The sequence below is a fragment of the Halomonas sp. A3H3 genome (genome assembly GCF_000982975.1).
GTDB lineage: Bacteria > Pseudomonadota > Gammaproteobacteria > Pseudomonadales > Halomonadaceae > Vreelandella > Vreelandella titanicae.
The window spans coordinates 4,938,994-4,965,386 of sequence record NZ_HG423343.1 but is presented as its reverse complement, the minus strand read 5'-3'; the positions used below and the strand labels follow the sequence as shown (position 1 = coordinate 4,965,386).

General features: G+C 55.9%; 24 protein-coding genes. 12 read left to right on the top strand and 12 right to left on the bottom strand.

Features of this window, described 5'->3' with window-relative positions; translation table 11 throughout:
• From tssI to HALA3H3_RS22520, 10 genes are all read right to left on the bottom strand, one after another.
• A partial coding sequence (gene tssI / locus HALA3H3_RS22565; protein ID WP_144410460.1) for a type VI secretion system tip protein TssI/VgrG occupies positions 1-994 on the bottom strand: 994 nt, incomplete at its 3' end.
• A gap of 198 nt (positions 995-1,192) precedes the next feature.
• Complete coding sequence (locus HALA3H3_RS22560) at positions 1,193-1,756, bottom strand: porin family protein (RefSeq protein ID WP_009286455.1); 564 nt, start codon at positions 1,754-1,756, stop codon at positions 1,193-1,195.
• Between the two features lie 78 nt (positions 1,757-1,834).
• Positions 1,835-2,659 carry a class I SAM-dependent methyltransferase gene (locus tag HALA3H3_RS22555; protein WP_022523819.1) on the bottom strand — a complete coding sequence of 275 codons (825 nt, stop codon included), beginning with the start codon at positions 2,657-2,659 and terminating at the stop codon, positions 1,835-1,837.
• 3 nt (positions 2,660-2,662) lie between these two features.
• Positions 2,663-4,366 (bottom strand): AMP-binding protein, encoded by a 1,704-nt coding sequence (locus HALA3H3_RS22550; RefSeq protein ID WP_022523818.1) that lies wholly within the window; start codon positions 4,364-4,366, stop codon positions 2,663-2,665.
• Between the two features lie 87 nt (positions 4,367-4,453).
• The gene (locus HALA3H3_RS22545; protein ID WP_022523817.1) at positions 4,454-5,359 is read right to left on the bottom strand and encodes a hydroxymethylglutaryl-CoA lyase; all 906 of its coding nucleotides are present in this window, start codon (positions 5,357-5,359) and stop codon (positions 4,454-4,456) included.
• Between the two features lie 9 nt (positions 5,360-5,368).
• A complete protein-coding gene (locus HALA3H3_RS22540; protein WP_022523816.1) occupies positions 5,369-7,450 on the bottom strand; it encodes an acetyl/propionyl/methylcrotonyl-CoA carboxylase subunit alpha in 2,082 nt (693 codons plus the stop codon).
• Positions 7,447-8,271 (bottom strand): enoyl-CoA hydratase/isomerase family protein, encoded by an 825-nt coding sequence (locus tag HALA3H3_RS22535; protein WP_022523815.1) that lies wholly within the window; start codon positions 8,269-8,271, stop codon positions 7,447-7,449. Before HALA3H3_RS22535 ends, HALA3H3_RS22540 begins: the two co-directional genes overlap by 4 nt.
• A gap of 12 nt (positions 8,272-8,283) precedes the next feature.
• Positions 8,284-9,891, bottom strand: a complete 1,608-nt coding sequence (locus HALA3H3_RS22530; protein ID WP_022523814.1) for a carboxyl transferase domain-containing protein — start codon at positions 9,889-9,891, stop codon at positions 8,284-8,286.
• Between the two features lie 10 nt (positions 9,892-9,901).
• Positions 9,902-11,071, bottom strand: a complete 1,170-nt coding sequence (locus HALA3H3_RS22525; protein ID WP_022523813.1) for an isovaleryl-CoA dehydrogenase — start codon at positions 11,069-11,071, stop codon at positions 9,902-9,904.
• Positions 11,072-11,165: 94 nt separating this feature from the next.
• Complete coding sequence (locus HALA3H3_RS22520) at positions 11,166-11,633, bottom strand: MerR family transcriptional regulator (protein ID WP_022523812.1); 468 nt, start codon at positions 11,631-11,633, stop codon at positions 11,166-11,168.
• A 326-nt stretch (positions 11,634-11,959) separates the two neighbouring features.
• Here HALA3H3_RS22520 and HALA3H3_RS22515 point away from each other — a divergent pair, with 326 nt between their 5' ends.
• The 10 genes from HALA3H3_RS22515 to HALA3H3_RS22470 all read left to right on the top strand — a co-directional run bounded on the left by HALA3H3_RS22515 (position 11,960) and on the right by HALA3H3_RS22470 (position 22,979).
• A complete protein-coding gene (locus HALA3H3_RS22515) occupies positions 11,960-12,766 on the top strand; it encodes an ABC transporter ATP-binding protein (RefSeq protein WP_022523811.1) in 807 nt (268 codons plus the stop codon).
• A complete protein-coding gene (locus HALA3H3_RS22510; RefSeq protein WP_022523810.1) occupies positions 12,763-13,506 on the top strand; it encodes an ABC transporter ATP-binding protein in 744 nt (247 codons plus the stop codon). Before HALA3H3_RS22515 ends, HALA3H3_RS22510 begins: the two co-directional genes overlap by 4 nt.
• 145 nt (positions 13,507-13,651) lie before the next feature.
• On the top strand, positions 13,652-14,875 hold the full coding sequence (locus tag HALA3H3_RS22505) for an ABC transporter substrate-binding protein (RefSeq protein WP_022523808.1): 1,224 nt from the start codon (positions 13,652-13,654) through the stop codon (positions 14,873-14,875).
• A 101-nt stretch (positions 14,876-14,976) separates the two neighbouring features.
• The gene (locus HALA3H3_RS22500; RefSeq protein ID WP_022523807.1) at positions 14,977-15,864 is read left to right on the top strand and encodes a branched-chain amino acid ABC transporter permease; all 888 of its coding nucleotides are present in this window, start codon (positions 14,977-14,979) and stop codon (positions 15,862-15,864) included.
• Between the two features lie 2 nt (positions 15,865-15,866).
• A complete protein-coding gene (locus HALA3H3_RS22495) occupies positions 15,867-16,859 on the top strand; it encodes a branched-chain amino acid ABC transporter permease (RefSeq protein ID WP_035578664.1) in 993 nt (330 codons plus the stop codon).
• Positions 16,860-17,476: 617 nt separating this feature from the next.
• Positions 17,477-18,676 carry a group II intron reverse transcriptase/maturase gene (gene ltrA / locus HALA3H3_RS22490; protein ID WP_174788469.1) on the top strand — a complete coding sequence of 400 codons (1,200 nt, stop codon included), beginning with the start codon at positions 17,477-17,479 and terminating at the stop codon, positions 18,674-18,676.
• 224 nt (positions 18,677-18,900) lie between these two features.
• Entirely contained in the window at positions 18,901-20,055 is a 1,155-nt protein-coding gene (locus tag HALA3H3_RS22485; RefSeq protein WP_022523804.1) for an acyl-CoA dehydrogenase family protein, read from the top strand.
• 53 nt (positions 20,056-20,108) lie between these two features.
• Positions 20,109-21,224, top strand: coding sequence for an enoyl-CoA hydratase/isomerase family protein (locus HALA3H3_RS22480; protein ID WP_022523803.1), 1,116 nt, complete (start codon positions 20,109-20,111; stop codon positions 21,222-21,224).
• A 37-nt stretch (positions 21,225-21,261) separates the two neighbouring features.
• A complete protein-coding gene (mmsB, locus tag HALA3H3_RS22475; RefSeq protein WP_009286467.1) occupies positions 21,262-22,155 on the top strand; it encodes a 3-hydroxyisobutyrate dehydrogenase in 894 nt (297 codons plus the stop codon).
• A gap of 197 nt (positions 22,156-22,352) precedes the next feature.
• Positions 22,353-22,979 (top strand): glutathione S-transferase family protein, encoded by a 627-nt coding sequence (locus tag HALA3H3_RS22470; protein WP_022523802.1) that lies wholly within the window; start codon positions 22,353-22,355, stop codon positions 22,977-22,979.
• 28 nt (positions 22,980-23,007) lie between these two features.
• Here HALA3H3_RS22470 and HALA3H3_RS22465 read toward each other — a convergent pair whose 3' ends face one another.
• On the bottom strand, positions 23,008-23,457 hold the full coding sequence (locus tag HALA3H3_RS22465) for an Lrp/AsnC family transcriptional regulator (protein WP_053857078.1): 450 nt from the start codon (positions 23,455-23,457) through the stop codon (positions 23,008-23,010).
• A 106-nt stretch (positions 23,458-23,563) separates the two neighbouring features.
• Between HALA3H3_RS22465 and HALA3H3_RS22460 the strand changes: the two genes are divergently transcribed.
• Positions 23,564-24,157, top strand: coding sequence for a LysE family translocator (locus tag HALA3H3_RS22460; RefSeq protein WP_022523800.1), 594 nt, complete (start codon positions 23,564-23,566; stop codon positions 24,155-24,157).
• A gap of 39 nt (positions 24,158-24,196) precedes the next feature.
• Here HALA3H3_RS22460 and HALA3H3_RS22455 read toward each other — a convergent pair whose 3' ends face one another.
• Entirely contained in the window at positions 24,197-25,117 is a 921-nt protein-coding gene (locus HALA3H3_RS22455) for a ketopantoate reductase family protein (RefSeq protein WP_022523799.1), read from the bottom strand.
• Between the two features lie 285 nt (positions 25,118-25,402).
• Between HALA3H3_RS22455 and HALA3H3_RS22450 the strand changes: the two genes are divergently transcribed.
• On the top strand, positions 25,403-26,393 hold a 991-nt coding region (locus tag HALA3H3_RS22450; RefSeq protein WP_053857077.1), incomplete at its 3' end, for an IS1182 family transposase.

Sequence of the window (26,393 nt, the reverse complement as noted above, 5' to 3'; positions counted from 1 at the left end):
GGGGCTGTTCGCCGTGGTGGATCACTGAGACCACCTGCCACGCTTGGTTAAGGCTATCGATATCGTGGTCGGTGAGGGTAAAGCAGATGCCGGGGGCGAGCTCGGGCAGGTCACTCTCGGCTTCGGCGGTGGTGGCGTCGGCGCGCAGGGATTCTAAGCGGTGGCGGGTAAAGGGCTTACCGGAAGCGTCCTTCTTATAGCGGCCGGGGTAGTCAAAGTGTTCGTAATCCTCCCGCTGGGCGTGTTCGCCCAAGTTGGGAGCGAGGTGCTCATGGATCTGCGCATAGGGCGGGTTTTTAAAGGTGTAGTCCTTGAGCATCGCCGAGGCGGGGCGCACCCGGTTGGCCTGACGCAATTTACGCACATGGCGTCGGGGCGGTGTGCCCCCAGCGCGGCCGTGGTAGGTGCGCTCACCCACGCTGGGCAGCACCACGGTGGCATCGGCAAACACCAGCTGGTGTTTGCCGCCCTCGGCGTTCTCAAACTCATGAAAATAGAAGCAACCCTCTTCGGCGGCTAAACGCTCGATAAAGGCCAGGTCGGTCTCGCGGTACTGAACCAGAAACTCCCGGTCGAGGGGCGTGCGGGTGGTAGCAAAGCCGATATCGGTGAGACTGCGCTCATTAGCGAGCGTCGTGATGGCATCATAGGGGGACTTATCCTGAAAGATACGCGAATTATGGCGTAGCGATAATCGCCACAGCGCGGGACGAATCTCCACCCGATAAAAGCTGCGGCGGTGCCCCCTATCGCCGCGGTGCAGCTCTGAAATCATGCCATGGATACGACGTAGCGGCTCGCCGTCCTGCCAAATGGTCAGGGTGGCGTTTTGATCCAAACAGTCGCTGGGCGATAGGTTGTGGGTACGGCTGGCAAACTCAACCGAGAGCGCAAACGGCTCCGACAGCGCCTCGCGATGGGTAAAGCGCACCACGGCGGTGTCATCGGCCCCGGGTAGGGTCAGGGTAAATTGCAGGCCCGTTTTGTCCGCCATCGCTCCGCTCCTTGGATCATTAACTGCTAATGAGAAGCGGTCAGAATAGCGAGGCAGAGTTGAAGCGCAACCCCTTGAGGGCACGAAGCGTTAATGGCTTACACGCTTGTAAGAAATGGCTTACAAAATTTTAAGCCATATCTTACAAATCGATGGGTAATCAGAGAAAAGCGAATTTAAATTAATTTAGGTTGGGCGTTAGAACGGAAGATGCAATGAGGCACTTAGCATATTGAGGTGGCTGAGGGTTGGAGCGTCGATGCGTTCATACTCTAGGCGACTGACGAGTCGGTTGATCGTCACCGTGGCGCCGAAACCTTGCAGCAATGCAGTACCGCTTTCATCGGCGCCTTCCAGGTCGCTTTCACCACGCCATTCTGTGATGCCGGACTTCGCATAGACGCTAAAGGCGCCCATGCGAACTCCGGCAACAATGGCGCCACCCAAACTGAGTGTATCCATAATGAGGGGGTTAACACCGGAGGAAGTGGAGATTTCGTCGCTTTCCCGGTAGGCAATTTCAGCGCCAATATCGAGTTGGGGGAGTCGCCAGGGGCTGTAGCCTGCGGTGACCCGAAAACCGCTGGTATAGTTATCAAGGCTTTGAAGGTCACTGCCTTCTAAGATAACGCCGTTATCCAGCTGCATGAGTTCGCTATTAGGGGCGGTATAGGCCATCACCGGCGGAGTGTCGTCGGCGTAGCTGCTAAACCAGGGAACGGAGCAGCAGAGCAGGGTGCTTGCCAAGCGTTTGATTGGCATTTCTCTTACACCTATCGGTACATACCCAAGTGTTGTCGTATAGCCATGGGTAGAGAGGAAAAAGCAATTCTATTCAGATTAGCAACTGGCTTGGATTTCCACCACTTTAATTGCGCCCTGGGCTAGGTTATCGACTAAATTTTTACCCATAGTGATAAAGCGCTCACCAAATACCCACTGGGGGGACAGCACCGCTTGCCGGGGTGTCTGCTCTTTTTGACGTTGCCGCTGGCGCCACGCCAAAGCCATTTCGCTCCAGTCGTCCACGTGTTCAAGTTGAAAGCCGCCCACTTCAAGCAGTCGAGTTAGTTCAACCAAGGTAAGTAGATGGGAGTGCTTGGAGGAGGCTGCCCAAGGCACTGGGTAGCGAAGTTGCGCCACGTTGGGGCCACTGACGACCTCGTGCATCACTAACTGCCCACCGGGGCGCAGAATTCGTCGACTTTCTGTGATTACCTTGGAGACATTGGGCATATTGAGCAGGCTGTGCTGAAACAGCACGGCATCAAAGCTGTTATCCGCAAAGGGCAGAGCGCTAGCATCGCCCGTTACCCAGGCAAGCGGTGGGGCGTCTGGCTGATTTACCCGTAAGCTCAGCGATTTATTGAGCGCACTGAAGCCGTGGGTAATATCCAGCCCCGTCATTTGAAAACCGAGTGAAGCACCTTGGCGCATTAGCCCGCCCAGCCCCGCGCCAATATCTAAAACTTTTCCGTGGTCGTCAGGGGTGAGTCGTTCCAGCAGCCGAGTAGAGGCTGCCACACCGCCAATATGCAGCTGATCCAAAGGCGCCAATTGGTGCAGCGTAGGGCCAGCAGGGTAGTGAGCATTGATCTGCGCCAATATCTCATCAGCGCGCAGGGCGCGCTGATAGTGGTTGGCTAAAGGGTTGGAAGGGGTCATCGCTTACGATTCTTGATCCAAGCCCAACTCTTGAATGGAAATTTCACGCATTTTAAATTTCTGAATCTTGCCGGTGACGGTCATCGGGAACTCGTCAACGAACTTAAAGTAGCGCGGAATTTTGAAGTGGGTGATCTTGCCTTTGCAGTACTCGCGTAGCTCTTCACCGGTGACGTCACCCGCGGTGCTGTTGAGTTTCACCCAGGCAATCAGCTCTTCACCATACTTCTTGTCGGGCACGCCGGTGACCTGTACTTCTGAGATCGCCGGGTGGGCGTAGAGAAATTCTTCGATCTCTTTGGGATAGACGTTCTCGCCGCCGCGAATGACCATATCTTTGATGCGGCCGACGATCTGGATGTAGCCCTCTTCATCCATGGTGGCCAGATCGCCGGTGTGCATCCAGCCCGCTTCGTCGATGGCCTCGGCGGTGGCTTTATCGTTGTTCCAGTACTTCAGCATTACGCTGTAGCCGCGGGTACACAGCTCGCCGATTTCGCCCCGAGGCAGAATGCCGCCGTTGCCAGGGTCGACAATTTTGTTCTCTAAGTGAGGCTGGGTACGGCCCACGGTGGAAACGCGTTTCTCAATGCTGTCGTTGGCACCCGTTTGAGTGGAGACCGGGCTGGTTTCCGTCATGCCGTAGGCGATCTGCACGCCCTTCATATTCATCTTGTTGATGACCTGCTTCATGATTTCCGCAGGGCAGATCGAGCCCGCCATAATCCCGGTGCGCAGTGTGGAGAAGTCAGTGCTAGCAAAACCCTCGTGTTCAAGCTCGGCGATAAACATGGTGGGCACGCCGTAGAGCGCGGTGGCTTTTTGATCGTGCACTGCCTTGAGCACCTTGCCGGGATCGAAGCCCTCATCCGGGTAGATCATGGTGGCGCCGTGGGTCATACAGCCCAGGTTGCCCATCACCATGCCAAAGCAGTGGTAAAGCGGCACCGGAATCACCAGGCGGTCTTCACTGGTAAAGCCCATGCTCTCCGCTACGAAGAAGCCGTTATTGAGAATATTGTGGTGGGAAAGCGTCGCGCCCTTAGGAAAGCCAGTGGTGCCCGAGGTGTACTGAATATTGATCGCATCATCAAACTGCAGCGTCGCCTGCAGATCGTCAACATCGGTTTGGCTAACCTTATTGGCTTCTTTCATCAGGTCAGACCAGCGCCACATGCCGCTCAGCTTTTCGCTGCTTAAATTAATAATGCACTCAAGGTCGGGCAGCTTTTGCGACTTCAGCTCGCCATCGTTACTGGTTTTTAACTCGGGTGCCAGCTCATACAGCATGGCGCTGTAGTCAGAGCTTTTAAAGCTGTTGGCAGTGACCAGAAAGCGCGCACCAGACTGGTTCAGTGCGTATTCCAGCTCATGGGTACGGTAAGAGGGATTAATGTTGACCAGAATGGCACCGATTTTGGCAGTGGCGAACTGAGTCAATGTCCATTCGCTGCAGTTGGGTGCCCAAATGGCCACACGGTCGCCTTTCTTGACGCCGATGGAGAGCAGCGCACGGGCACAGCGGTTGACCTCTTCCTGGAGCTGGCGATAGCTCCAGTGAATGTTCTGATGCAGTACAATCAGCGCGTCATTATCAGCATGTTGTGTCGCGATTTGGTCAAATTTATCGCCGATCGTCATGCCAAGAAGCGGCTTGTCAGCCATGCTGCTGGAGTAGCTGGGTTGGGTAAGCGCAGGTGATGCCATGGTGTATCTCTCCGATATTTTTTCTTGTCCGAACGGGAAGGCAGGGGATAACTCGCTGCTTTTAATTTTTATTATTCATGTTTTATTTCAACGGCTAAGGCCTTTTGCCAAGGCCACCTTTGAACTGGGCTTGCGGCCTAGCTCGTGGGTGATCCAGTAGCCGGTTTCAATCACGGCCTGTAGGTCGATGCCCGTTTCGATCCCCAGCCCTTCCAGCAGATAGAGCACGTCTTCAGTGGCTACGTTGCCGGAAGCGCCCTTGGCATAGGGGCAACCGCCAAGTCCCGCGGTAGCGGCATCAATAACGCTAACGCCTTCTTCTAGGACGGCATAAAGATTGGCCAGCGCCATGCCGTAGGTGTCGTGGAAGTGAGCGGCCAGAAACTCAATGGGCACCTGTTGGCGCGTCGCCTCAATCATGCGTTTAGCAGCCAGCGGCGTGCCGACGCCAATGGTGTCGCCCAGGGACACCTCGTAGCAGCCCATCTCATAAAGCGCCTTGGCCACTTCAGCCACTTTGGCGGAGGCTATCTCGCCTTCGTAGGGGCAGCCCAATACGCAGGAGACGTAGCCGCGCACGCGCACGCCAGCCTCTCGGGCGCGCTCTAACACCGGCTCAAAGCGGGTCAGTGATTCAGCAATGGAGCAGTTAATGTTCTTTTGCGAGAAGGCTTCAGACGCCGCACCAAATACCGCGACCTCCTCAACACCCACGGTTAGCGCGTTTTCGAGCCCTTTTAGATTAGGCGTCAGCGCGGAGTACACCACGCCTGGCTGGCGTTTGATGCCGGCCATGACCTCAACGGCGTCGCCCATTTGTGGCACCCATTTGGGTGATACAAAGCTGGCGGCTTCGATATGCGTGATACCCGCTTTAGCAAGCCGCTCGATCAGAGCAATCTTAGTCCCGGTGGGCACAATGGCCCCCGGCTCATTTTGCAGGCCGTCACGGGGCGACATTTCAAACAGCTTTACAGAGGTAGGCAATGGCATCAGTGACTCCTATTCGTTGACCGCAAAGTCGAGCAGCACGGCGCCTTGGCTCACGGTGTCCCCGGCTTGGAAGTGGAACGTCTCCACGCTGCCATCGGCGGGGGCGGTCATGGTGTGCTCCATTTTCATCGCTTCCATCACCATTAGCGGCATGCCTTTTTCGACATTAACGCCGGGCTCTACCAGCAATGCAACGACCGTGCCGTTCATGGGTGCGGTCAGCGTGGATTCTGCCTCGTGGTGACCGTGATCAATGGCATCGATGCGCCGCCAGAACAGGCGGGTTTCACCGCTTGGGTCGGCCATAACCACCACGTGACCGTCGCGGCGGGCCTGCAGGCGGCGGCGGTGGCCATTCAAGGTAACCGCTACCGCATCGCCGGTGAGCGGCTGCAAACTCGCGGTAAGGGTTTCGTCGCCAATAGTGAGATTCCACAGCGACTCGCCAGGGCTGCGTTTACCTTCGACGATCACTACCGCTTCATCGCTATCCGGCGCTTGCGCACTTGCCGGGTCACACAGGGCAATGCGAATGGTGTGCGGTGCGTTGAGGCGGAAGCCGTCGTGGCGATCCCAGGGCGAGTCGCTTTCGCACTCCTGGGTAAGTTGATTCAGGCCGATCAGCGCGGCACTCGCGTAGGCCTCCATGCTGTAAGTACGGGCTGCAAACAGCGTCGCTTCGTTGCGCTCGATAAAGCGGGTATCCAGCTCTATGTTCTTAAAGCCCGGATGCGTTGCCAGGCGCATCAAGAAGGCGCGATTAGTGACAACCCCTTGAACGTCCAGCGCTGCTAGTGCGCGGTTAAGCGTGGCCAACGCCGCATCTCGGTCGGCACCGTGAACGATCAGCTTGGCGAGCATGGGGTCGTAGTGCATCGACACCGCATCGCCGCTCTCTACACCGCTATCTAAACGTACCTGGTCGCCGCTTAGACCAGCGCCTTCTAAATCCAGTGCAAAGCGAGTGAGCAGGCCGGTAGCGGGCAGGAAATCCTGATCCGGGTCTTCGGCGTAGATACGCGCTTCAAAGCTATGGCCGGTGATCGTCAGCTCATCCTGGCTGCAAGGGAGCGGCTCGCCCATGGCGACGCGCAACTGCCACTCGACCAGATCCTGGCCAGTGATCATTTCGGTGACCGGGTGCTCGACCTGGAGGCGAGTGTTCATCTCCATAAAGTAGAACGAACCGTCAATGTCTAAAAGAAACTCGACGGTGCCCGCGCCCACGTAGCCGATCTCCTGGGCGGCGCGGACGGCGGCATCGCCCATAGCGCTACGCAGCTCCGCCGTCATACCGGGGGCGGGGGCTTCTTCAATGACTTTTTGATGGCGGCGCTGAACGCTGCAATCCCGCTCGAACAGGTAAACGCCGTTACCATGGCGGTCGCAGAATACCTGCACTTCCACATGGCGGGGCTGCACCAGATACTTCTCGATCAGCATCCTGTCATCACTAAAAGCGGCTTTGGATTCACGGCGGCAGCCGTCTAACGCGGCCTGGAAGCTATCGCCAGATTCAACCACGCGCATGCCTTTACCACCGCCACCGGCGCTGGCTTTGAGCATCACCGGGTAGCCAATTTTGTCGGCTTCGCTGCGCAGCAGGGCGTCGTCCTGGTCGTCACCGTGGTAGCCCGGCACCAGCGGCACGCCCGCATTGGCCATGCGCGCCTTGGCAGCGGATTTATCGCCCATGGCGGCAATCGCCGAGGCGGGCGGGCCAACGAAGGTAATGTCCGCTTCTTCAAGGGCTTTGACGAAGGTACCGTTTTCGGAAAGAAAGCCGTAACCGGGGTGAATCGCGCCGGTGCCGGTGCGCTTGGCAGCTTCGATCACCGCATCAATATTGAGATAGCTTTCCCGGGCGGCGGCAGGCCCCAGACGAACGGCCTCGTCGGCTTCACGCACGTGGCGTGCGCTGGCATCGGCGTCAGAGTAAACCGCGACGGTTTTCAGGCCCATACGGCGCGCAGTGCGCATCACGCGGCAGGCGATTTCACCGCGGTTGGCGACTAGAAGCGTGTCAAAAGGCGTCGTGCGAGCGGCTTTTTCGGCTCTTTCGTTTTTTTCAATAGGGGGTGAATGACTCATGAGCGACGCTCCGAAGCGTGGGGTGTGTTATTAGAATCGGCCCAGGCGGGGCGGCGCTTTTCAAAGAAACTGGATAAACCCTCTTGCCCTTCTTGGCTTACCCGCAGTTTGGCGATCACCTGACAGGTATGTTCCCGAGTGGCGTCACTGTCAGGTGCTTGAGCGACCGAGGCCATCAGCGCCTTGGTGGCGCGCTGGGCTTGGGGCGAGCCGGCTAACAGAGTGGCCAGCATGGCGTCCACTTCGTCGTCTAGCTTATCGTGCTCCACCACTAGATGGACTAAACCCAGCGCGAGCGCTATTTCGGCGTCCATGACTTCTGCGGTTAACGCATAGCGGCGCATCTGTCGCTCGCCCAGAGCCCGCTGCACGTAAGGGCTGATGACCGCGGGCGATAGGCCAATTTTGACTTCCGAAAGGCAGAATTTGGCTTTGCCTGAGGCGATCACCACATCGCAGCAAGCGGCCAAACCCACCGCGCCGCCAAAGGCGGCGCCTTGCACACGGCAGACGGTAGGGCAGGGCAGCGTATCCAGGCCGTGCATGAGTGCGGCGAGCTTGCGGGAATCGGCGAGGTTATCTTCCAGGTCGTAATCGACCATGCGCTTCATCCAGTTCAGATCGGCACCCGCGGAGAAGCTTTTGCCTTCTGAACCCAGCACTACCGCGCGCACATCGCCTGAATCGGCCAACGTATGCAATTGGTCAAGGTGCGCGTTTAGCTCAGCGATCAGGCTGTCGTCAAAAGCGTTATGCACCTCGGGGCGGTTTAAGGTCAGGCGCGCCACACCCTCTTCTATATTCAGTGTTGAGTAAGCCATGGTAAGACCCCCTTACATCCGGAACACGCCGAAGCGTGTCTCTTCAATTTCTGCGTTCATCGCGGCAGCTAAAGAAAGCCCTAACACATCGCGGGTTTGCAGCGGATCAATCACGCCGTCGTCCCATAAGCGGGCGCTGGCGTAGTAGGGGTGGCCCTGATGCTCGTACTGGTCGCGGGTGGGCTGCTTAAAGGCTTCTTCGTCCGCTTTACTCCACTCGCGGCCTTCGCGCTCATGCTGCTCGCGCTTAACCTGGGCCAATACGCCCGCCGCCTGCTCGCCGCCCATCACTGAAATGCGCGCGTTGGGCCACATAAACAGCAGGTTGGGGTCGTAAGCGCGGCCACACATACCGTAGTTACCGGCGCCGAAGCTGCCGCCAATCAGGACGGTGTATTTGGGTACCTTGGCACAGGCCACGGCGGTGACCAACTTGGCGCCGTGCTTGGCAATACCTTCGTGCTCATACTTAGAACCCACCATAAAGCCGGTAATGTTCTGCAGGAAAATTAGCGGGATTTTGCGCTGAGCGCATAGCTCGATAAAGTGCGCGCCTTTTACTGCACTTTCGGAAAACAGCACGCCGTTGTTGGCCACGATGCCCACCGGGTAGCCGTGAATATGGGCAAAGCCGGTGACCAGGGTTTCGCCGTAGTAGCGTTTGAACTCGTCGAAATCGGAGTCATCGACGATGCGGCCAATCACTTCGCGCACGTCATAGGGCTTTTTCAGGTCGGTGCCGACAATCCCATACAGTTCAGCAGGGTCAAGCTTGGGTGGCTTGGGCGCCTGCATGGCCAGCTTGCCGCGCTTTTGCCAGTTCAACCGCGACACACAGGCGCGGGCAAGCTGCAGCGCATGGGCATCGTTTTCCGCGTAGTGGTCGGCAACGCCGCTGACCTTGGCGTGAACATCGGCACCGCCCAGGTCTTCAGCGCTGATGCTTTCACCGGTGGCGGCTTTTACCAAGGGCGGGCCACCCAGGAAAATTGTGCCCTGCTCTTTAACGATAATCGACTCATCCGCCATGGCAGGTACGTAAGCGCCGCCCGCGGTGCAGGAGCCCATCACCACGGCGATTTGCGGAATGCCTTCGGCCGACATGGTCGCCTGGTTATAGAAGATGCGCCCGAAGTGATCGCGGTCGGGGAAGACTTCGTCTTGACGGGGCAGAAAGGCACCGCCGGAGTCGACTAAATAGATACACGGCAGGCGATGCTTGCGGGCAATCTCCTGGGCGCGGATGTGCTTTTTAACGGTTAGCGGGAAGTAGGTGCCGCCTTTTACCGTGGCGTCGTTAGCGACGATCACGCACTCCACGCCGGAAATACGGCCAATACCGGTGACCACACCAGCGGCAGGGATCTCGCTATCGTATATGTTGTGCGCCGCAAGGGCGGAAAACTCTAGAAATGGCGAACCTTCATCGATCAAGTGATCGATGCGGTCGCGTACAAACAGCTTGCCGCGGCTTTCGTGACGCTCGCGGGCTTTGGCACCGCCACCCTGGGCGACGGCAGCGGTCAGTTCACGCAGTTTGTTCACTTCACCGAGCATTGAGGCTTCGTTGGCTTGAAACACATCGCTGCGCGGGTTGATCTGAGTGGAAATGGAGCTCATGACAGGACCCTTACTTACTTTCGGTGAAGAGTTCGCGACCAATTAGCATCCGCCGAATCTCGCTGGTGCCTGCACCGATCTCATACAGCTTGGCGTCTCGCAGCAGGCGCCCGGTGGGGTATTCGTTGATATAGCCGTTGCCGCCGAGTAGCTGAATGGAATCCAGCGCGACCTGAGTGGCTTTTTCGGCGCAGTAGAGAATCACCCCGGCAGCGTCTTTGCGGGACGTTTGGCCATGGTCACAGGCACCGGCTACGGCGTATAAATAGGCGCGGCAGGCGTTCAGGGTGGTGTACATATCCGCCACTTTGCCCTGCACCAGCTGGAACTCACCGATTGACTGGTTGAACTGCTTGCGCTCGTGGATATAGGGCATCACCACATCCATGGCGGCCTGCATAATGCCGATCGGGCCAGCTGCAAGCACTGTGCGCTCGTAATCCAGCCCGCTCATCAATACGCGAACGCCTTTGCCTTCAGCCCCAAGTATATTCTCAGCGGGTACGGCGCAATCCTGGAATACCAATTCGCAGGTGTTGGAGCCGCGCATACCCAGCTTGTCGAGCTTCTGGGCGGTAGAGAAACCGGGCATGCCTTTTTCGATAATAAACGCGGTGATGCCTTTGGAACCGGCGTCTGGATCTGTTTTGGCGTACACCACCAGTACGTCCGCATCCGGACCGTTGGTGATCCACATTTTATTGCCGTTAAGGATGTAGTGATCGCCATTCTGCTTGGCACGCAGCTGCATCGAGACCACATCCGAGCCTGCGCCGGGTTCCGACATGGCCAAAGCGCCCACGTGGTCGCCGCTGATCAGTTTGGGGAGGTACTTGGCTTTCTGCTCGGGGGAGGCGTTGATCTTGATCTGGTTAACGCACAGGTTGGAGTGGGCCCCGTAAGAGAGCGCTACCGATGCGCTGGCCCGGGAAATCTCTTCCATGGCGATACAGTGGGCCAGATAGCCCATGCCGCTGCCGCCATCCTCTTCCGAGACGGTAATCCCCAATAGCCCCATATCGCCAAACTTCTTCCACAGGTCGTTAGGGAACTCGTTGTTGCGGTCGATTTCGGCCGCACGGGGGGCAATCTCGCTGGCAGCAAAGGCGTTGACCTGCTCGCGTAACATGTTCAGTTCGTCTTCGAGGCCAAAATTGAGTTCTGAGTAGTGTGAAAACATGGTCAATCACCTGTGCTGATTATTTGTGTTTGCTATCTGTAATTAGCCATCTGGGCTGGCGTAGCTTTGTCGGCTAATCGAGCTGGCGGACGCGTCAGTGCATAGTGGCGGAAGAGGGGGCTGAGGCTTTATCGGCCGAACTCGCGTGCTCTTCTTCGTTTTGTGTTTCTTGAGGCTCTTTTTCGAGTAGTTCTTCGAGCGCTTGGCGGCAGCGGATCTCAGCGCTTTCAAGCTCTAGCTGCACCATGGTGATGTCTTTCATTTGTTGATCCAGCGCCGCACGGCGCTCGCCTATTTTGCTAAGCATTAGATGCAGCTGCTTTTTACTGCCGCTGCGGGTTTCGTCCCAAAGCTCGAACAGTTCGCGTATCTCTGCCAATGAAAACCCTAGCCGCTTACCGCGAATGGTGAGCTTCAGCCGTACACGGTCTTTGCTGCTGTAAACCCTGGTTTGCCCGCGGCGCGTAGGGTGGAGCAGCTCCTGATCTTCATAGAAGCGAATGCTACGGGTGGTTAAATCAAACTCGTTGGCTAGTTCACTGATCGAGTAAGTTTTGCTCATGGTGACGTTCTCTCAATAAGGCGTTGTTCCCAATATATGACTCCTATGGAACACTGCCACTGAGGCTAAAACAAGTTTACGTTAACGTAAAGCAATTGTTGCTAGCAGTTGAAAAGCGTTGAAATCAGGTAAGTTGTTGATATTTATGTTTTGAAGACAGTTGTTAATTCAGAAAAATGTCGTCGATAGACCAAAGTTGTAATTGTATTGCTATAGCGACAGTTGCTAGTTTGCACATACACCTTACGTTCAGGTAAGGCAGTAGCAGCCGCTTTTGCCATGCCTGTAAAGATTTAGCACAACAACAATAAGAGGCTTGCCACTCTATGAGTGCAAACGATGTCCTTCAGGGACCTGTCCTCGAAACTCGAGGGCTGACCAAAGAGTTTCGCGGCTTCACCGCCGTGGACGATGTCAATCTTCAGGTACAGGAAGGGCATATTCACGCACTGATCGGCCCCAATGGTGCTGGTAAAACCACCGTATTTAACTTATTGACCAAATTTCTGCCGCCTACCCGCGGCGATATTTTGTATCGCGGCAACTCAATCACCAGTAAAAAATCCAACGAAATAGCTCAGTTAGGGTTGGTGCGTTCGTTTCAGATTTCTGCGGTATTCGCCCACATGACCGCGTTGGAGAATGTGCGAGTGGCCCTGCAGCGCAAACTGGGTACCTCGTTTCACTTTTGGAAATCTGAGAAATCCCTGGATCATCTTAATGAGCGTGCGCTTGAGCTACTGGAGGAAGTGGGGCTGCGGGAATATGCCGATACGCTAACGGTAGAAATGCCATACGGTCGTAAACGAGCACTTGAGCTGGCCACTACGCTTGCGCTCGACCCCACCATGATGCTGCTTGATGAACCTACTCAAGGTATGGGCGCAGAAGACGTTGACCGCATCGTGGCACTGATTAAGCGGGTGTCCCAAGGGCGCACTGTATTAATGGTGGAGCACAACCTGAGCGTTGTTAGCCGCCTGTGTGACCGCATCACCGTGTTGGCGCGAGGCGCTGTTTTGGCTGAGGGCGATTACGACGCTGTCTCTCGGAATCCATTGGTACGCGAAGCCTATATGGGCAGCGATGCCGCGGAAGAGGATGGTTCTGAAAAAGAGGGAGCTGCCGTATGAATATCGCTGAGGCCGAAGCGCCGGTTGAAAACACGCAAAGCCTGGAAATGCTGCGGGTGCAGGATCTACACACCTTTTATGGCGAGTCGCACATCCTGCACGGCGTCAATTTTGATGTGAAGCGTGGCGAGCTGGTAACGCTGCTGGGTCGTAACGGCGCCGGGCGAAGTACCACGTTGAAATCGATCATGAACATGGTGGGGCGCAGAACGGGCTCTATTGTGATTAACGGTAATGAAACGCTGCATATGAAGCCGCACCATATTCCGCGTCTCGGGGTGGGTTACTGCCCGGAAGAGCGCGGTATTTTTGCAAGCTTGGATGTGCACGAGAACCTATTGCTTCCACCCACTGTGCGTTCCGGCGGTATGAGCCTGGACGAAATCTACGCCATGTTTCCGAACCTGTATGAACGGCGTAGAAGCCAGGGGACGCGGCTTTCCGGGGGTGAACAGCAGATGTTAGCCATGGCGCGCATTCTGCGTACAGGGGCACGCATGCTGCTGCTCGATGAAATTACCGAGGGGTTGGCCCCGGTGATAGTGCAGAAACTTGCCGAAGTGTTGGTTCAGCTTAAAGAGCGTGGGATGACCATTGTGCTTGTGGAGCAGAACTTTCGCTTTGCAGCACCGCTTGCGGATCGCCATTTCGTGATGGAACACGGTCAGATTGTCGAAGAAATCAGCGCCGCGCAGCTGCCATCGCGTCGGGAACATCTCAACTCAATGCTAGGGGTATAACACACGGCTAGACACTTAAATGTTCATTCCGTCAACAGTTTCGCTGCTCACAAAACAACAATATTAATCAGTAATTTGCAGTACGCACTTTCACGACAGCTCAAAGACTACACAACAACAAAGGCCTCCGGGCCAGGAGACGAATATGACCTTTATGAAAAAAACGCTGGCCGCCAGTATCGCCGTCGCGGCCGCTTCAAGCCTCGCTATGTCTACCGCCCAGGCTGATATGAGCGATGGTGAAGTCCGTATTGGTTACCTTGCCGATATGTCAGGCACTTATCGAGACCTCGCAGGCCCCGGCGGCTTAACCGCCATGGAGATGGCAGTGGCCGATTTTGGCGGCAGTGTAAATGGCGCGTCCATCGTTATTTCCAGTGCAGATGATCGCAACAGCGCTGACGTCGGTGCTAATACCGTGCGTGGTTGGATCGATCAGGATAACGTCGATATGGTGGGCGGTTTAGTAGCGTCTTCTGTGTCCATTGCGGTGACCAAAGTGCTGGAAGAGAACAATGGTCTGGGTATCGTGTCCGGCTCGGCGGCTTCTAGCATTACCAACGAACACTGTACTCCTAACCACATCCACTGGGTGTACGACACCTATCCGCTCGCTAACGGTACCGCCAAAGCCGTCGTAGAGCAGGGCGGCGACAGCTGGTTTATGCTGACCGCAGACTACGCCTTCGGTCATGCACTTGAGTCCGATGTAACCAAAGTAGTGGAAGAGAGCGGCGGTGAAATTGTGGGCGGCGTTCGTCATCCCTTCCCGACTAACGACTTCTCTTCGTACATTCTTCAGGCTCAGGGCTCTGGCGCGAAAATTATTGGCTTGGCCAACGCCGGTGCCGATACCGTTAACGCGATCACTACGGCCAGCCAGTTTGGCTTGACTCAATCTGGGCAGCAGCTAGCAGGCCTGTTGATTTTCTTGAATGACGTTCACGCCCTTGGCCTGGAAGCCACTCAGAACCTGCTGCTAACTACAGGCTGGTACTGGGATATGGATGAGCAGTCCCGCGAATGGGCACAGCGCTATTTCGATGAAGTAGGCCGCATGCCGACCATGGTTCAAGCGGGTATCTACTCCAGCACCATGCACTACCTGAAAGCCGTTGAAGCCGCTGGCACCGACGACCCTGAAACCGTACGTGCACAAATGGCCGAGATGCCTATTGAGGACTTCTTTGCCCGCAACGGCAGCATTCGTGAAGATGGCCGCATGATCCACGACATGTACCTGGCCCAGGTTAAAACGCCGGATGAGTCCACCGGTGAGTGGGATCTTTACGAAATCCTCAGCACCATTCCCGCCGAAGAAGCCTACCGCCCGCTATCTGAAAGCCAGTGCAAATTGGTGCAAAACTAATTTCCCGGCTGAGCTTGAGCCAGATAGCCATCGCAAGTGATGTGTAGAACCGGTTGGCGGCAAGTTGCCGCCAACTGTTTGAGGGCGAGGAGAGTCGCGTTATGACGATGATATTCGGCGTGCCAATGGCCGTCTTCATGGGCCAGCTAACGCTGGGTCTTGTGAATGGCGCCTTTTACGCACTGCTTAGCCTGGGCCTGGCGGTCATCTTCGGCCTGTTGAAGATCGTCAACTTTGCCCATGGGGCGCAATACATGCTGGGGGCCTTCGCCGCACTGTTGGGCTTTCGCTATTTGGGCATTAATTACTGGCTGGCGCTCATATTGGTGCCGTTAGTGGTCGGCGCTTTCGGTGTGCTGCTAGAGCGCTTTTTGCTGCGCAGGATCGCCCATCTGGATCACCTCTATGGGCTGCTGCTGACCTTTGGTTTGGCGTTGATTTTTGAGGGCACGCTGGTCAACTTCTTCGGTGTTTCCGGGGCGCGTTACGCTACACCGGAGATCCTCCAGGGCGGCTTGAACCTGGGCTTTATGTTCCTACCGACATATCGCGCCTGGGTACTGGTGGCAGCGCTGGCGATGTGCCTGTTTACCTGGTTTATGATCGAGCGTACGCGGTTGGGTGCTTACCTTCGCGCAGGTACTGAGAACTCGCAGTTGATGCAGGCGTTTGGCGTTAATGTACCGCTGCTGATCACGCTCACCTATGGGTTTGGGGTTGGTCTTGCTGCGTTTGCCGGCGTGTTGGCAGCGCCGCTCTATCCGGTATCGCCGACCATGGGGTCGAGTTTGTTAATCGTGGTGTTTGCGGTGGTGGTCATCGGCGGGATGGGCTCGATTCTAGGTGCCATTATTACCGGGCTTTCCATGGGCATCATCGAAGGGCTGACCAAGGTGTACTACCCCGAAGCCTCTAATACGGTGATCTTTCTTGTCATGATCCTCGTGCTCATGTTGCGCCCCGTTGGGCTGTTCGGTAAGGAGGCATGAACATGGCAGAATCTCAATCAATGGCGGCGCCATCCGCGGTACTGGAACGTCAAAAGCGGGCCAAGTTTCGCCGCAATATGTTCTATCTGGCGCTAATCGTGGTGGGTCTGGTCGCGCCGTTTTTGGCCTACCCCGTGTTTTTGATGAAAGTGCTCTGTTTTGCGCTGTTTGCCTGTGCGTTCAACCTGTTGCTTGGCTATGCGGGTCTGTTGTCTTTCGGCCATGCGGCTTTCTTGGCCACTGGTGGTTACGTAACCGGCTACCTGTTGGCAAGCTACCCAGGGCTGACGCCTGAGCTGGGTATTATCGCCGGGACTGTTCTAGCCACGCTGCTTGGAGTGGTGTTTGGGGTGCTCTCCATCAGGCGTCAGGGTATCTATTTTGCCATGGTGACTTTAGCGATCGCCCAGCTGGTCTACTTCATGTTTGTGCAGGCGCCGTTTACCGGCGGTGAGGATGGCTTGCATGGCGTGCCCCGTGGCGAACTGTTTGGGTTTATCAGCCTGAGCAGTAACCTGGCGATGTACTACTTTGTGTTCGCGATTTTTATCTTCGGCTTCGCGCTGATTCAACGCACGGTGCACTCGCCGTTTGGCCAGGTGCTAAAAGCGATTCGTGAAAACGAGCCCCGCGCGGTGTCGCTGGGCTACAACGCCGATGCCTATAAGCTAGTGGCGTTCGTGATCTCTGCAGGTTTAGCGGGCTTGGCGGGTTCGACCAAAACCGTGGTTTTCCAGCTGGCTTCGCTGACCGATGCGCACTGGCATATGTCCGGTGAGGTGATTTTGATGACCCTGCTGGGCGGTGTGGGCACCTTGCTGGGGCCGTTAATGGGCGCAGGTATTGTGGTCAGCTTGCAGCATATCCTGGCGCAGTCGCCGCTGGGGAATTGGGTTAGCGTTATTCTCGGCATCATCTTTGTGGTTTGTGTACTCAGTTTCCGTAGCGGAATAATCGGTGAACTGGACAAGATGTATCGCAAAAACTTTAAGTAAGCGTTTTTTAAAATAGCACTCTCTCTGTCCGATGTTGGGCGCCGCTTGGCGCCCTTTTTTTGTGCGCCCGGCACGGGCGCACTCCTGGAGGTGCAAGTCCTCCCGTAAGCTGGCCACAGCGAACGAAGCGAAGCGCAACTGCGGAAGGGTGACCAACCGTGGGAAGGAAGCGTGGAGCGTAAACCGCGAGCCGATGAACAAGAACCGGATAGGAGGCGCTGCCAAGCAGGGCGAGCGGGCAAGAAGCCGCGAAGCTCTTGTGGCCAAGGCGACGTAGCGTATATCCGGCGGTTGTGCGGTGAAGGAGTGTGTTCTTACCCGGGGAGATCTCGCCTTATGCCTGAAAGGGCAACGTGACCCCACGGAGCGAGAAGTCAGCAGAGGCCGTAGTAGCTCCTCGTTTTTTTTTTTTGGAGCAAAGGGCCGAACGAGAAGGAGCGTCAAACGTCTTGTCGATGAGATCAGTAACGCATCAGATGCCCGCGACTGCGGGGCGGGAGAAGGCATGCCAAGGTGAAGCCTTGTCGTCCTGCTCCAGCGATGAAACTGGCCTCCCGCGACAAGTGCCGGAGGACGCAGGGCAAGGTCTGCTTGAGCGGGCCTTCGCAAGAGAGAACATGCTACGTGCATGGAAGCGCGTGCGTGCCAACAAGGGAGCAGCAGGCATCGATGGTCTGGATATTGCTCAGACCGCCGAGCACCTAAGGTGGGCCTGGCCCGATATTCGACAGCAGCTTCTTGCAAGTCGATATTATCCTCAGCCTGTCCGCCGAGTGGCTATTCCGAAGCCAGATGGAAGCGAACGAGAACTGGGGATACCCACCGTGACTGACCGTCTTATCCAACAGGCACTGCTGCAAGTTCTACAACCGCTGATCGATCCCACTTTTAGCGAGCACAGCTACGGCTTCCGTCCGGGCCGCCGTGCCCATGATGCCGTACTAGCTGCTCAGAGCTTCGCCCAACAGGGTTACCACACCGTTGTCGATGTTGACTTGTCTCGATTCTTTGACCGAGTCAATCATGACATCCTGATAGACCGCCTGAGGAAACGCATCCAGGATAATCGTGTTATCCATCTGGTTCGTGCGTATTTGAATGCGGGAATAATGGAGGGAGGGGTGGTCATTTATCGGCATGAGGGGACACCGCAGGGTGGCCCATTATCGCCGCTACTGGCCAATATCCTGCTGGATGAGGTGGATCGCACACTGGAACGTCGCGGCCACCACTTTGCTCGCTATGCCGACGACTGCAACGTTTACGTGCGTAGTCAGAAAGCAGGGGAGCGAGTCATGGCTTTGCTACGTCGCTGTTACAGTAAGCTGCGCTTGACGATCAATGAGTCCAAAAGTGCGGTCACCAGCGTGTTTGGTCGCAAGTTCCTGGGCTACGCCCTATGGGAAGCTAAGGGTGGAGATGTCCGACGTGGTATATCAGCAAAAGCGTTGGGGGCATTTAAACAGCGGATTAGGCAACTGACACGCCGAAATGGCGGACGCAGTATCTCACAGGTCGTCGCCTATCTACGACGCTACCTTTTAGGCTGGCAAGGCTACTTTAAGCTGTCGCAAACACCTCGTATCTGGCGGTCGCTGGACGGGTGGATACGACGACGGTTAAGAGCTTTGCACCTTAAGCAATGGCGTCGGGGTAAGACGATTTATCGTGAGCTGATGCGTCTTGGCGCTACGCCGAGGGTAGCACAATCGGTGGCGGCGTTGAGTCGTCGCTGGTGGCACAACAGTCTGTCGGGAGTCCATCATGTATTAACGGTGGCCTACTTTGATCGGCTGGGCGTGCCCCGTCTCTCATAACCTCAACTTCTCGAACCGCCCGGTGCGGACCCGCATGCCGGGTGGTGTGGCAGGGGACCGGTCAGCCATGCTGACCGCCCCTATGCCGATGATTCTTTTATAAGGCCTACGCCTAAGGTCGCAAGCGTTGGCAGGTTGCTTGTAGCCGGGTAAATGGATAAGTTAACGTTAACGTCAATTATAACGACAACAGCAGTGCGCACGCGCATTTGCGGAGATACGCCATGAATTTTGAACTCAACGAAGACCAGGTCGCCTTTGCCGATATGGCACGGGCCTTTGCCCAAAACGAGCTAGAGCCCCACGCCGCCGAATGGGACCAAACCTCCTTCTTCCCCGTCGATGTGATTCGTAAAGCAGGCGAGCTGGGCTTCTGCTCTCTTTATGCACCGGAAAGAGTGGGTGGGCTAGGCCTCTCGCGGTTGGATGCCAGCATCATTTTCGAACAGCTCTCCATGGGCTGCACCTCTACCACGGCTTACCTAACCATTCACAATATGGTCACCTGGATGCTGGCGGATTTCGGCACGCCGGAAGCGGTAGAGCAGTGGGGCGCAAAACTGGCCACGGGTGAGCTGCTTGGCTCTTACTGTTTAACCGAGCCCAACTCAGGTTCCGACGCCGCCTCGCTGAAGACTACTGCCAAGCGCGACGGCGACCATTACGTGTTGACCGGCAGCAAGATGTTTATTTCCGGCGCCGGTAGCACCGATTTTCTCGTGGTGATGGCGCGCACCGGCGGTGAGGGCGCCAGCGGCGTCTCGGCGTTTGCGGTCGATGCCAAGAGTGACGGCATTAGCTATGGGCGCAAGGAAGAGAAAATGGGCTGGAACAGCCAGCCCACCCGCATGATTACCTTTGAAGAGGTGCGGGTACCCGCCAATCATCTGCTCGGCAATGAAGGCGACGGTTTTAAAATCGCCATGAAGGGCCTCGACGGCGGGCGTATCAATATTGCTACCTGCTCTATCGGCACCGCCCAGCAGGCGATCAACAAAGCGCGGGAGTATATGCTGGAGCGCAAACAGTTCGGTAAGCGCTTAGCCGAGTTCCAGGCGCTGCAGTTCCGCTTAGCCGATATGGTCACTGAGCTGGTCGCTGCACGGCAGCTGGTGCGCATGGCCGCTACCAAGCTGGACGCAGGCCACGCCGATGCACCGACCTACTGTGCCATGGCTAAACGCTTTGCTACCGATGTGGGCTTCAAGGTGTGCGACGAAGCGCTTCAACTTTACGGCGGCAATGGCTATATCAAGGAGTACCCGATGGAGCGCTACGTGCGCGATACCCGGGTACACCGGATTCTTGAAGGCACCAACGAAATCATGCGGATGATCATCTCCCGCCGGGTGCTGGCAGACGGCGCCACCGAGCTGTAAATGACGATGAATAAGATTACGGTGGATACGATAGCGACGGATAAGGAATGCCAATGAGCAGCGTACTGTTTACCGAACACGCCACCCAAGACGGCCACGTAATTGCTGAGGTTAAGCTCAATGCCGAGCGCTCGCTGAACGCTTTAACGCTTGAGATGTGTGAAGAGATGCTGCCGCGCCTTCGCGACTGGGCCACCGACGAGCGGGTGGTAGCGGTGCTGCTGGATAGCGCAGGCGAAAAAGCGTTTTGTGCCGGTGGCGACGTGGTGAATCTGTATAAAACGATTACCGGCGAAGGCGACCCCAGCTTTCCGGAGCGCTTTTTCGAGACCGAGTATCGGCTCGATTTTCTACTCCATACCTACCCCAAGCCGGTGATTTGCTGGGGCAATGGTATTGTGATGGGCGGCGGCATGGGGCTGTTAAGCGCCAGCAGCCACCGTGTCGTGACCGAGACCTCGCGTTTGGCAATGCCGGAAGTCACCATCGGGCTTTACCCCGATGTCGGCGCCAGCTGGTTTTTAAACCGGCTTCCCAACGGCGCAGGGCGCTTTCTAGCCATGACCGGCTGCCAGATCAATGCGCCAGATGCCGTTCATCTAGGTTTGGCTGACCGCTGTATCGCCAGCCACCACCGTGATGCCATGCTGCAGCAACTGACCGACGCACAGTGGGGAGCCGGTGAGAATACCGATGCTAACGGGGTGGTTAACCGCATCATGCGTGAGCTTGAGCAAACATCGCAGCCTGTATTTGCCGAGTTGGAAGCGCCCGTTTACCAGCACTCGCCGCTGATTCGCGAGTTGATGGATCACGACAGCGTGGAGCAAATTGTCGCCGCTATTACGGCGGTAAAAAGCGATAATCAGTGGTTTGGTAAGGCACAGAAAACGCTGGCCCACGGTAGCCCGGTGTCAGTGAAATTGATTGATGAGCAGCTAAAGCGGGCTAAACATATGTCGCTGGCAGAAGTGTTCCAATCCGAAATGTCGCTCTCGGTACAGTGCTGCCGACACCGTGAGTTCCCTGAGGGTGTGCGCGCACTGCTGGTCGATAAAGACGGGCAACCGAACTGGACGTATCCCGATGTGGCCTCGGTAGAGGAGAGCTTTATCAACGAGCTACTATCTTCCGCATGGTCGCAAAATCCGCTGGCGGATCTACGCTAATATAATCTTCCCATTACCGGCTAATAAGGATAATAAAATGAACACCATCGCATTTATCGGCCTGGGCAATATGGGCGGCCCCATGGCTGCCAATCTAGTAAAAGCGGGCTTTGACGTGCGCGCCTTTGATCTTTCTCAAGAGGCGCAAGAGACCGCCAAAGCGAATGGTTGTGAAGTGGCTTTCTCGGCCCAGGAAGCTGCCACCGACGCCGATTTTATTATTTCAATGCTGCCCGCCGGAAAGCATGTACGCGGGCTATATATTGAAGACGATGCGCCGCTGTTTGAAGTGATCAAACGTGGAGCGCTGGTCATCGACTGCTCTACCATTGACGGTGCCACTGCCCGAGGTGTTGCTGAAGAGGGCGAGAAGCTGGGTATCGGCTTTATCGATGCGCCGGTTTCCGGTGGCGTGGGCGGCGCTCAAGCGGGCACCTTGACCTTTATTGTGGGCGGCAGCGAGGTCGAGTTCAGGCTGGCCAAGCCGGTGCTGGAAGCCATGGGCAAAAACATCTTCCACGCCGGAGATCACGGCGCAGGGCAGGTGGCCAAAGCCTGCAACAACATGCTGCTCTCTATCTTGATGGCGGGCACCTGCGAAGCGATCAATATGGGCGTCAAAAACGGCCTGGATCCCGCGGTGCTTTCGGAAATCATGAAGCAGAGCTCCGGCGGTAACTGGGCGCTCAATGTTTACAATCCCTACCCAGGCGTCATGGAAAACGCACCGGCCTCCAAAAACTACCAGGGTGGCTTCCAGGTCGATCTAATGATCAAAGACTTAGGCCTCGCCATGGATGTCAGTCAGCAAAGCGCCTCCGCAGTCCCCATGGGCTCCGCCGCCCGCTCACTGTTCACCCTGCATAAAGCCAAAGGCAATGGTAAACTCGACTTCTCAAGCCTGATGCAGTTTTATCAGGATAAAGAGTGAGGTGTGAGGTGTGAATGGTAAATGGTGAGTGGTGAATAGGTTTTGTAGCGCGTGGTAACGAGTAGCGAGCGCAGCGAGAAACGAGGCACCCGCGAGAGGGCGGCGAAGCCGCCCCAGCTATCCCACCAAAGCCACAGCTTGTCTCCGATCTCAAGGGCGGGCAAACTTAAAGAAACTGCTCATATACAAGGACTGCCATGATCACGCTTTGGGGCCGCAATAACTCCACCAACGTCAAAAAAGTGCGCTGGGTGCTAGAAGAGCTGGATTTGCCGTTTGAGCAGATCCAGGCTGGCTTGGAGCACGGGGTCAACAACACTCCGGAATACCTGGCCATGAACCCCACCGGGCTAGTGCCGCTACTCAAAGATGACGCCACCAACAGCGTGCTGTGGGAATCCAATACGATTATTCGCTACCTTGCCGCGCAGTACGGGCAAAGCAAGCTATGGATCGAAGCCCCCGCCGAACGGGCGCAGGCAGAAAAGTGGATGGATTGGTCAAACAGCACCCTGTCACCCAGGCACCGCACGATCCTGATGGGCTATGTCAGAACCCCACCCGGAAAACGCGATAATGCTGCCATTGAAGCGGGCATGCAGGCGTGTGAAGAGCTGTTTGAGTTGATGGATAACGTGCTGGCTAAACAAGCGTTCTTCTCGGGCAATGAGTTTGGCCTGGGTGATATTGCCGTTGCACCCTTTATCTACAACTTATGGCATATCGGCTTAACCTGGCAGCCGCGCCCCCATTTAGAACGCTGGTACCAACAAATCGCTGAACGTCCCGCCTACCAAAAAGTGGTGGTGATTCCTGTTACGTAAATAGCAGGCTTTGATGGAAGAGTGGGGGTTAGCCTCGCTCATCCTTTGAAGAATTCATCACAATATGGGTAGAGATGGCACTCACATGGGCTTGGGTGCCAAGTACATCGGTATGAAAACGCTTATAGCTGCTGAGGTCTTTGGTTTCCACTCGCAGCAGATATTCAAAAGAGCCTGCAATGTTATGGCACTCAGCTACTTCCTGGGCCACCAACATGGCTCGCTCAAACCCCTCCTGGGCAGCTTTGGTGTGTGACGATAAGCCCACTGTGACATAGGCCACAAAACCTCTGCCCATGTGCTCAGGTGAGGTTACGACACGGTAACCCTTGATTACACCATTTTTTTCAAGCTCTTGAACTCGCCGCAAACAGGCAGAAGGAGAGAGATCAACGCGCTGAGCTAGTTGCACGTTGCTGATTCTTCCGTCCTGTTTTAGTACTTGCAATATTCTGCGATCAATCGCGTCAATCTTCATGTTTTGTTGCATAAATAGTGAAAAGAGGGTGTGATTAAATCAAAAGTTGCGCCTTGAAGCTCGTAAAATTCCTCTCTAACTACTCATAAACGCAAGGAGAGGCGCAATGACCTCGTCGGTTTTAGCAGCGCTGGCAGCGTTTGCATTTGTCACGACGGTAACCCCAGGCCCTAACAACTTGATGCTGCTGGCCTCTGGCGCCAACTTCGGCTTTAAAAAAACGCTGCCCCATATGTTCGGCATAGTGGTGGGGTTGAGTGGGCTAACGCTGGTGGTGGGCGGTGGTTTAATGGCGCTATTTGAAGCCTATCCGGTACTCAACACATGGCTAAGCATCCTCTCGACGGGCTATTTGTTGTGGTTAGCTTGGAAAATCGCAACAGCCACACCTCTCAACGAGAGCAATCATAAAGGTAGTCCGATGACGCTATTACAAGCCGCAGCGTTTCAGTGGGTAAACCCCAAAGCCTGGGCCATGGGCCTTTCCGCCATTACGCTCTACGCCCCCAACAAATCGATCTTCTCGGTGCTGATGGTGACCAGTGTGTTTGTCATTATCAGCTTTCCCGCTATCTCGGTATGGGCTTGGTTGGGCATCATGGTGCGCCAATGGCTGACCAGCCACCGTCGTTATCGCATATTCAATATCACCATGGCTTTGCTGTTAATCGCGTCGCTATACCCGGTGCTAAGCCATTAAGCCTGTACAATGTAGGAATGGGGTAACGCGTGGTAATGCCTAAAAGCTCGCCTCAACCTCCGCCAACTCATTATCCAGCGCCTGCAAAACCTCGCACGCTAACCCATGGCGCTGGGCACTCTCAATCAACGGCCCCAATATAGCCCCGCGCTCGGTGGGGCGTTTGGCCTCCACGTCCTGCAACATCGAAGCCTTATTGTTTGCCGTGTTCTCCACCACCTGCCACACCAACGCCAACCACTCATCTTCACCATTGCCATCATTGGGCGGCGCAATGCCCTCGGCCAGCATAATCGTCGCGACTTCCTTTACCACCGCCACCATCCGGCCCGCATAAGCTTCACCGCGCAACTCGCCGTTACGTACGCTATTCAATGCCACCAGTGGGTTAATCGCCGCGTTCACCGCCAGCTTCTGCCACAAGCGTTGGCGAATATCACTCACCTTTGTGGCGGCAAGCCCTGCCTGGGTTAATGCTTGCGCCAGTTCTTCCGCTAGAGCGCCGTGGTGGTTATTTAAATCGCCCAAAAAGGTATGCCCACGCCCCGCATGCACCACGCCATCATCACCGGTTAAGTAAGCCCCTTCCGTGGTGGTCGCACACAGCACCGGCCCTGGCCACGTCTGGGTAATACGAGGCTGGGCCAAAAAACCGTTTTGCCACAGCACCAGCGGCGTAATGGGGGATAGGGAGTCAGCAACGCTTTCCAGCGCCGCCTCAGCGCTCATAGCTTTGGTAGTGATATGCACAAGCGCAGGCGGCTCAGGCGCATCAACCGCCAACTGCCCAGCGGTAAGCGAGGATAAGCGCTGGGTACGCGCTTCGCCCTCCGGCGTCATTAACCTCTGCTGCGCGGGCAAGTCACGGCGGCCGATCAGCGCCACTTCTGCAAATGGTGCCAGCGAATGCGCCAATAATCGGCCAATCGCGCCAGGACCAAGAATCCAGTGGGTCGTCATTGTCTAAACATCATCATCAGCGGGAATGCCGACAAGCTTACCGCGTTCAATGTAAGGAGGCGAAGGTAGAAAAAAGCACTAGGAACGGGACTATTTGATAGTGACGCCGGTAAGCATAGTCTGCTAGCGTAAAGCTAAGAAGATTTTGAGGATGGGTTGTTGGTTGGGAAGTCGTGCTAGGTGTGTTTCTTTTAAAAAAGCGTTGAGGAAAGTTTGCTAGCGACCGAGGCTGTGTGAAAACGTGATGGTCGCTATACTTTGACGAGGTTCGCTGAGGAAATAGTGATGAAGCGATTCGTGGTAGGCGAGGCCCGAAATCAAAGTACGTTATTCCCTGCGCTTTTAGACGATTTCATCGCAGACGATAACCCTGTCCGTGCCATAGAGGCGTTCATAGAAGGTCTCGATCTTAGAGGACTTGGTTTCAAGGGCGTCGATCCGCATGCAACAGGTAGGCCCGCCTATCATCCCGCTGTACTCCTGAAGCTCTATATCTACGGCTACCTCAATCGCATCCAGTCGAGTCGCCGCCTAGAGCGCGAGACGCAGCGCAATGTCGAGCTGATGTGGCTGACAGAGCGTCTGACACCGGATTTCAAGACGATTGCAGACTTCAGAAAGGACAATGGCGATGCCATCCGCTGTGTGTGTCGAGAGTTCATCGTGCTTTGTCGGCGACTGGAACTGTTCTCTCAAGCCATCGTGGCCATCGATGGCAGCAAGTTCAAAGCCGTCAACAACCGTAATCGCAATTTCACAGCGACCAAGATGAAGCGTCGCCTTGAGCAGATCGAAGAAAGCTTCAACCGGTACCTCGGTCAGCTAGATGCAGCCGATCGCTCGGAGCCCGCCCTGGCCGAGGCTAAGACGAAACATCTAAAGGAGAAAATTATAAAGCTAAGGGAAGAAACGACACGATTACAATCAGTTGAGGAACAGCGGCTACAATCTCCCGATCAGCAAGTATCTTTGACGGATCCAGATGCCAGGGCGATGGCCACCAGTGGCAGAGGCACCGGGACAGTAGGCTACAACGTGCAGACAGCTGTTGATAGCCAGCACCATCTGATTGTGGCCCATGAGGTGACCAACGTCGGGCATGATCGGGGGCAGCTCTTCAATATGGCGAAGCAAGCTCGTGAAGCCACTGGCATCAATGAGCTGAAGGTCGTGGCTGACAGAGGCTACTTTAAAGGTGAGGAAATTCTCGACTGCCATAAGGAAGGGATAACTACCTATCTCCCCAAGCCGATGACATCGCCCAACCAGGCAAAGG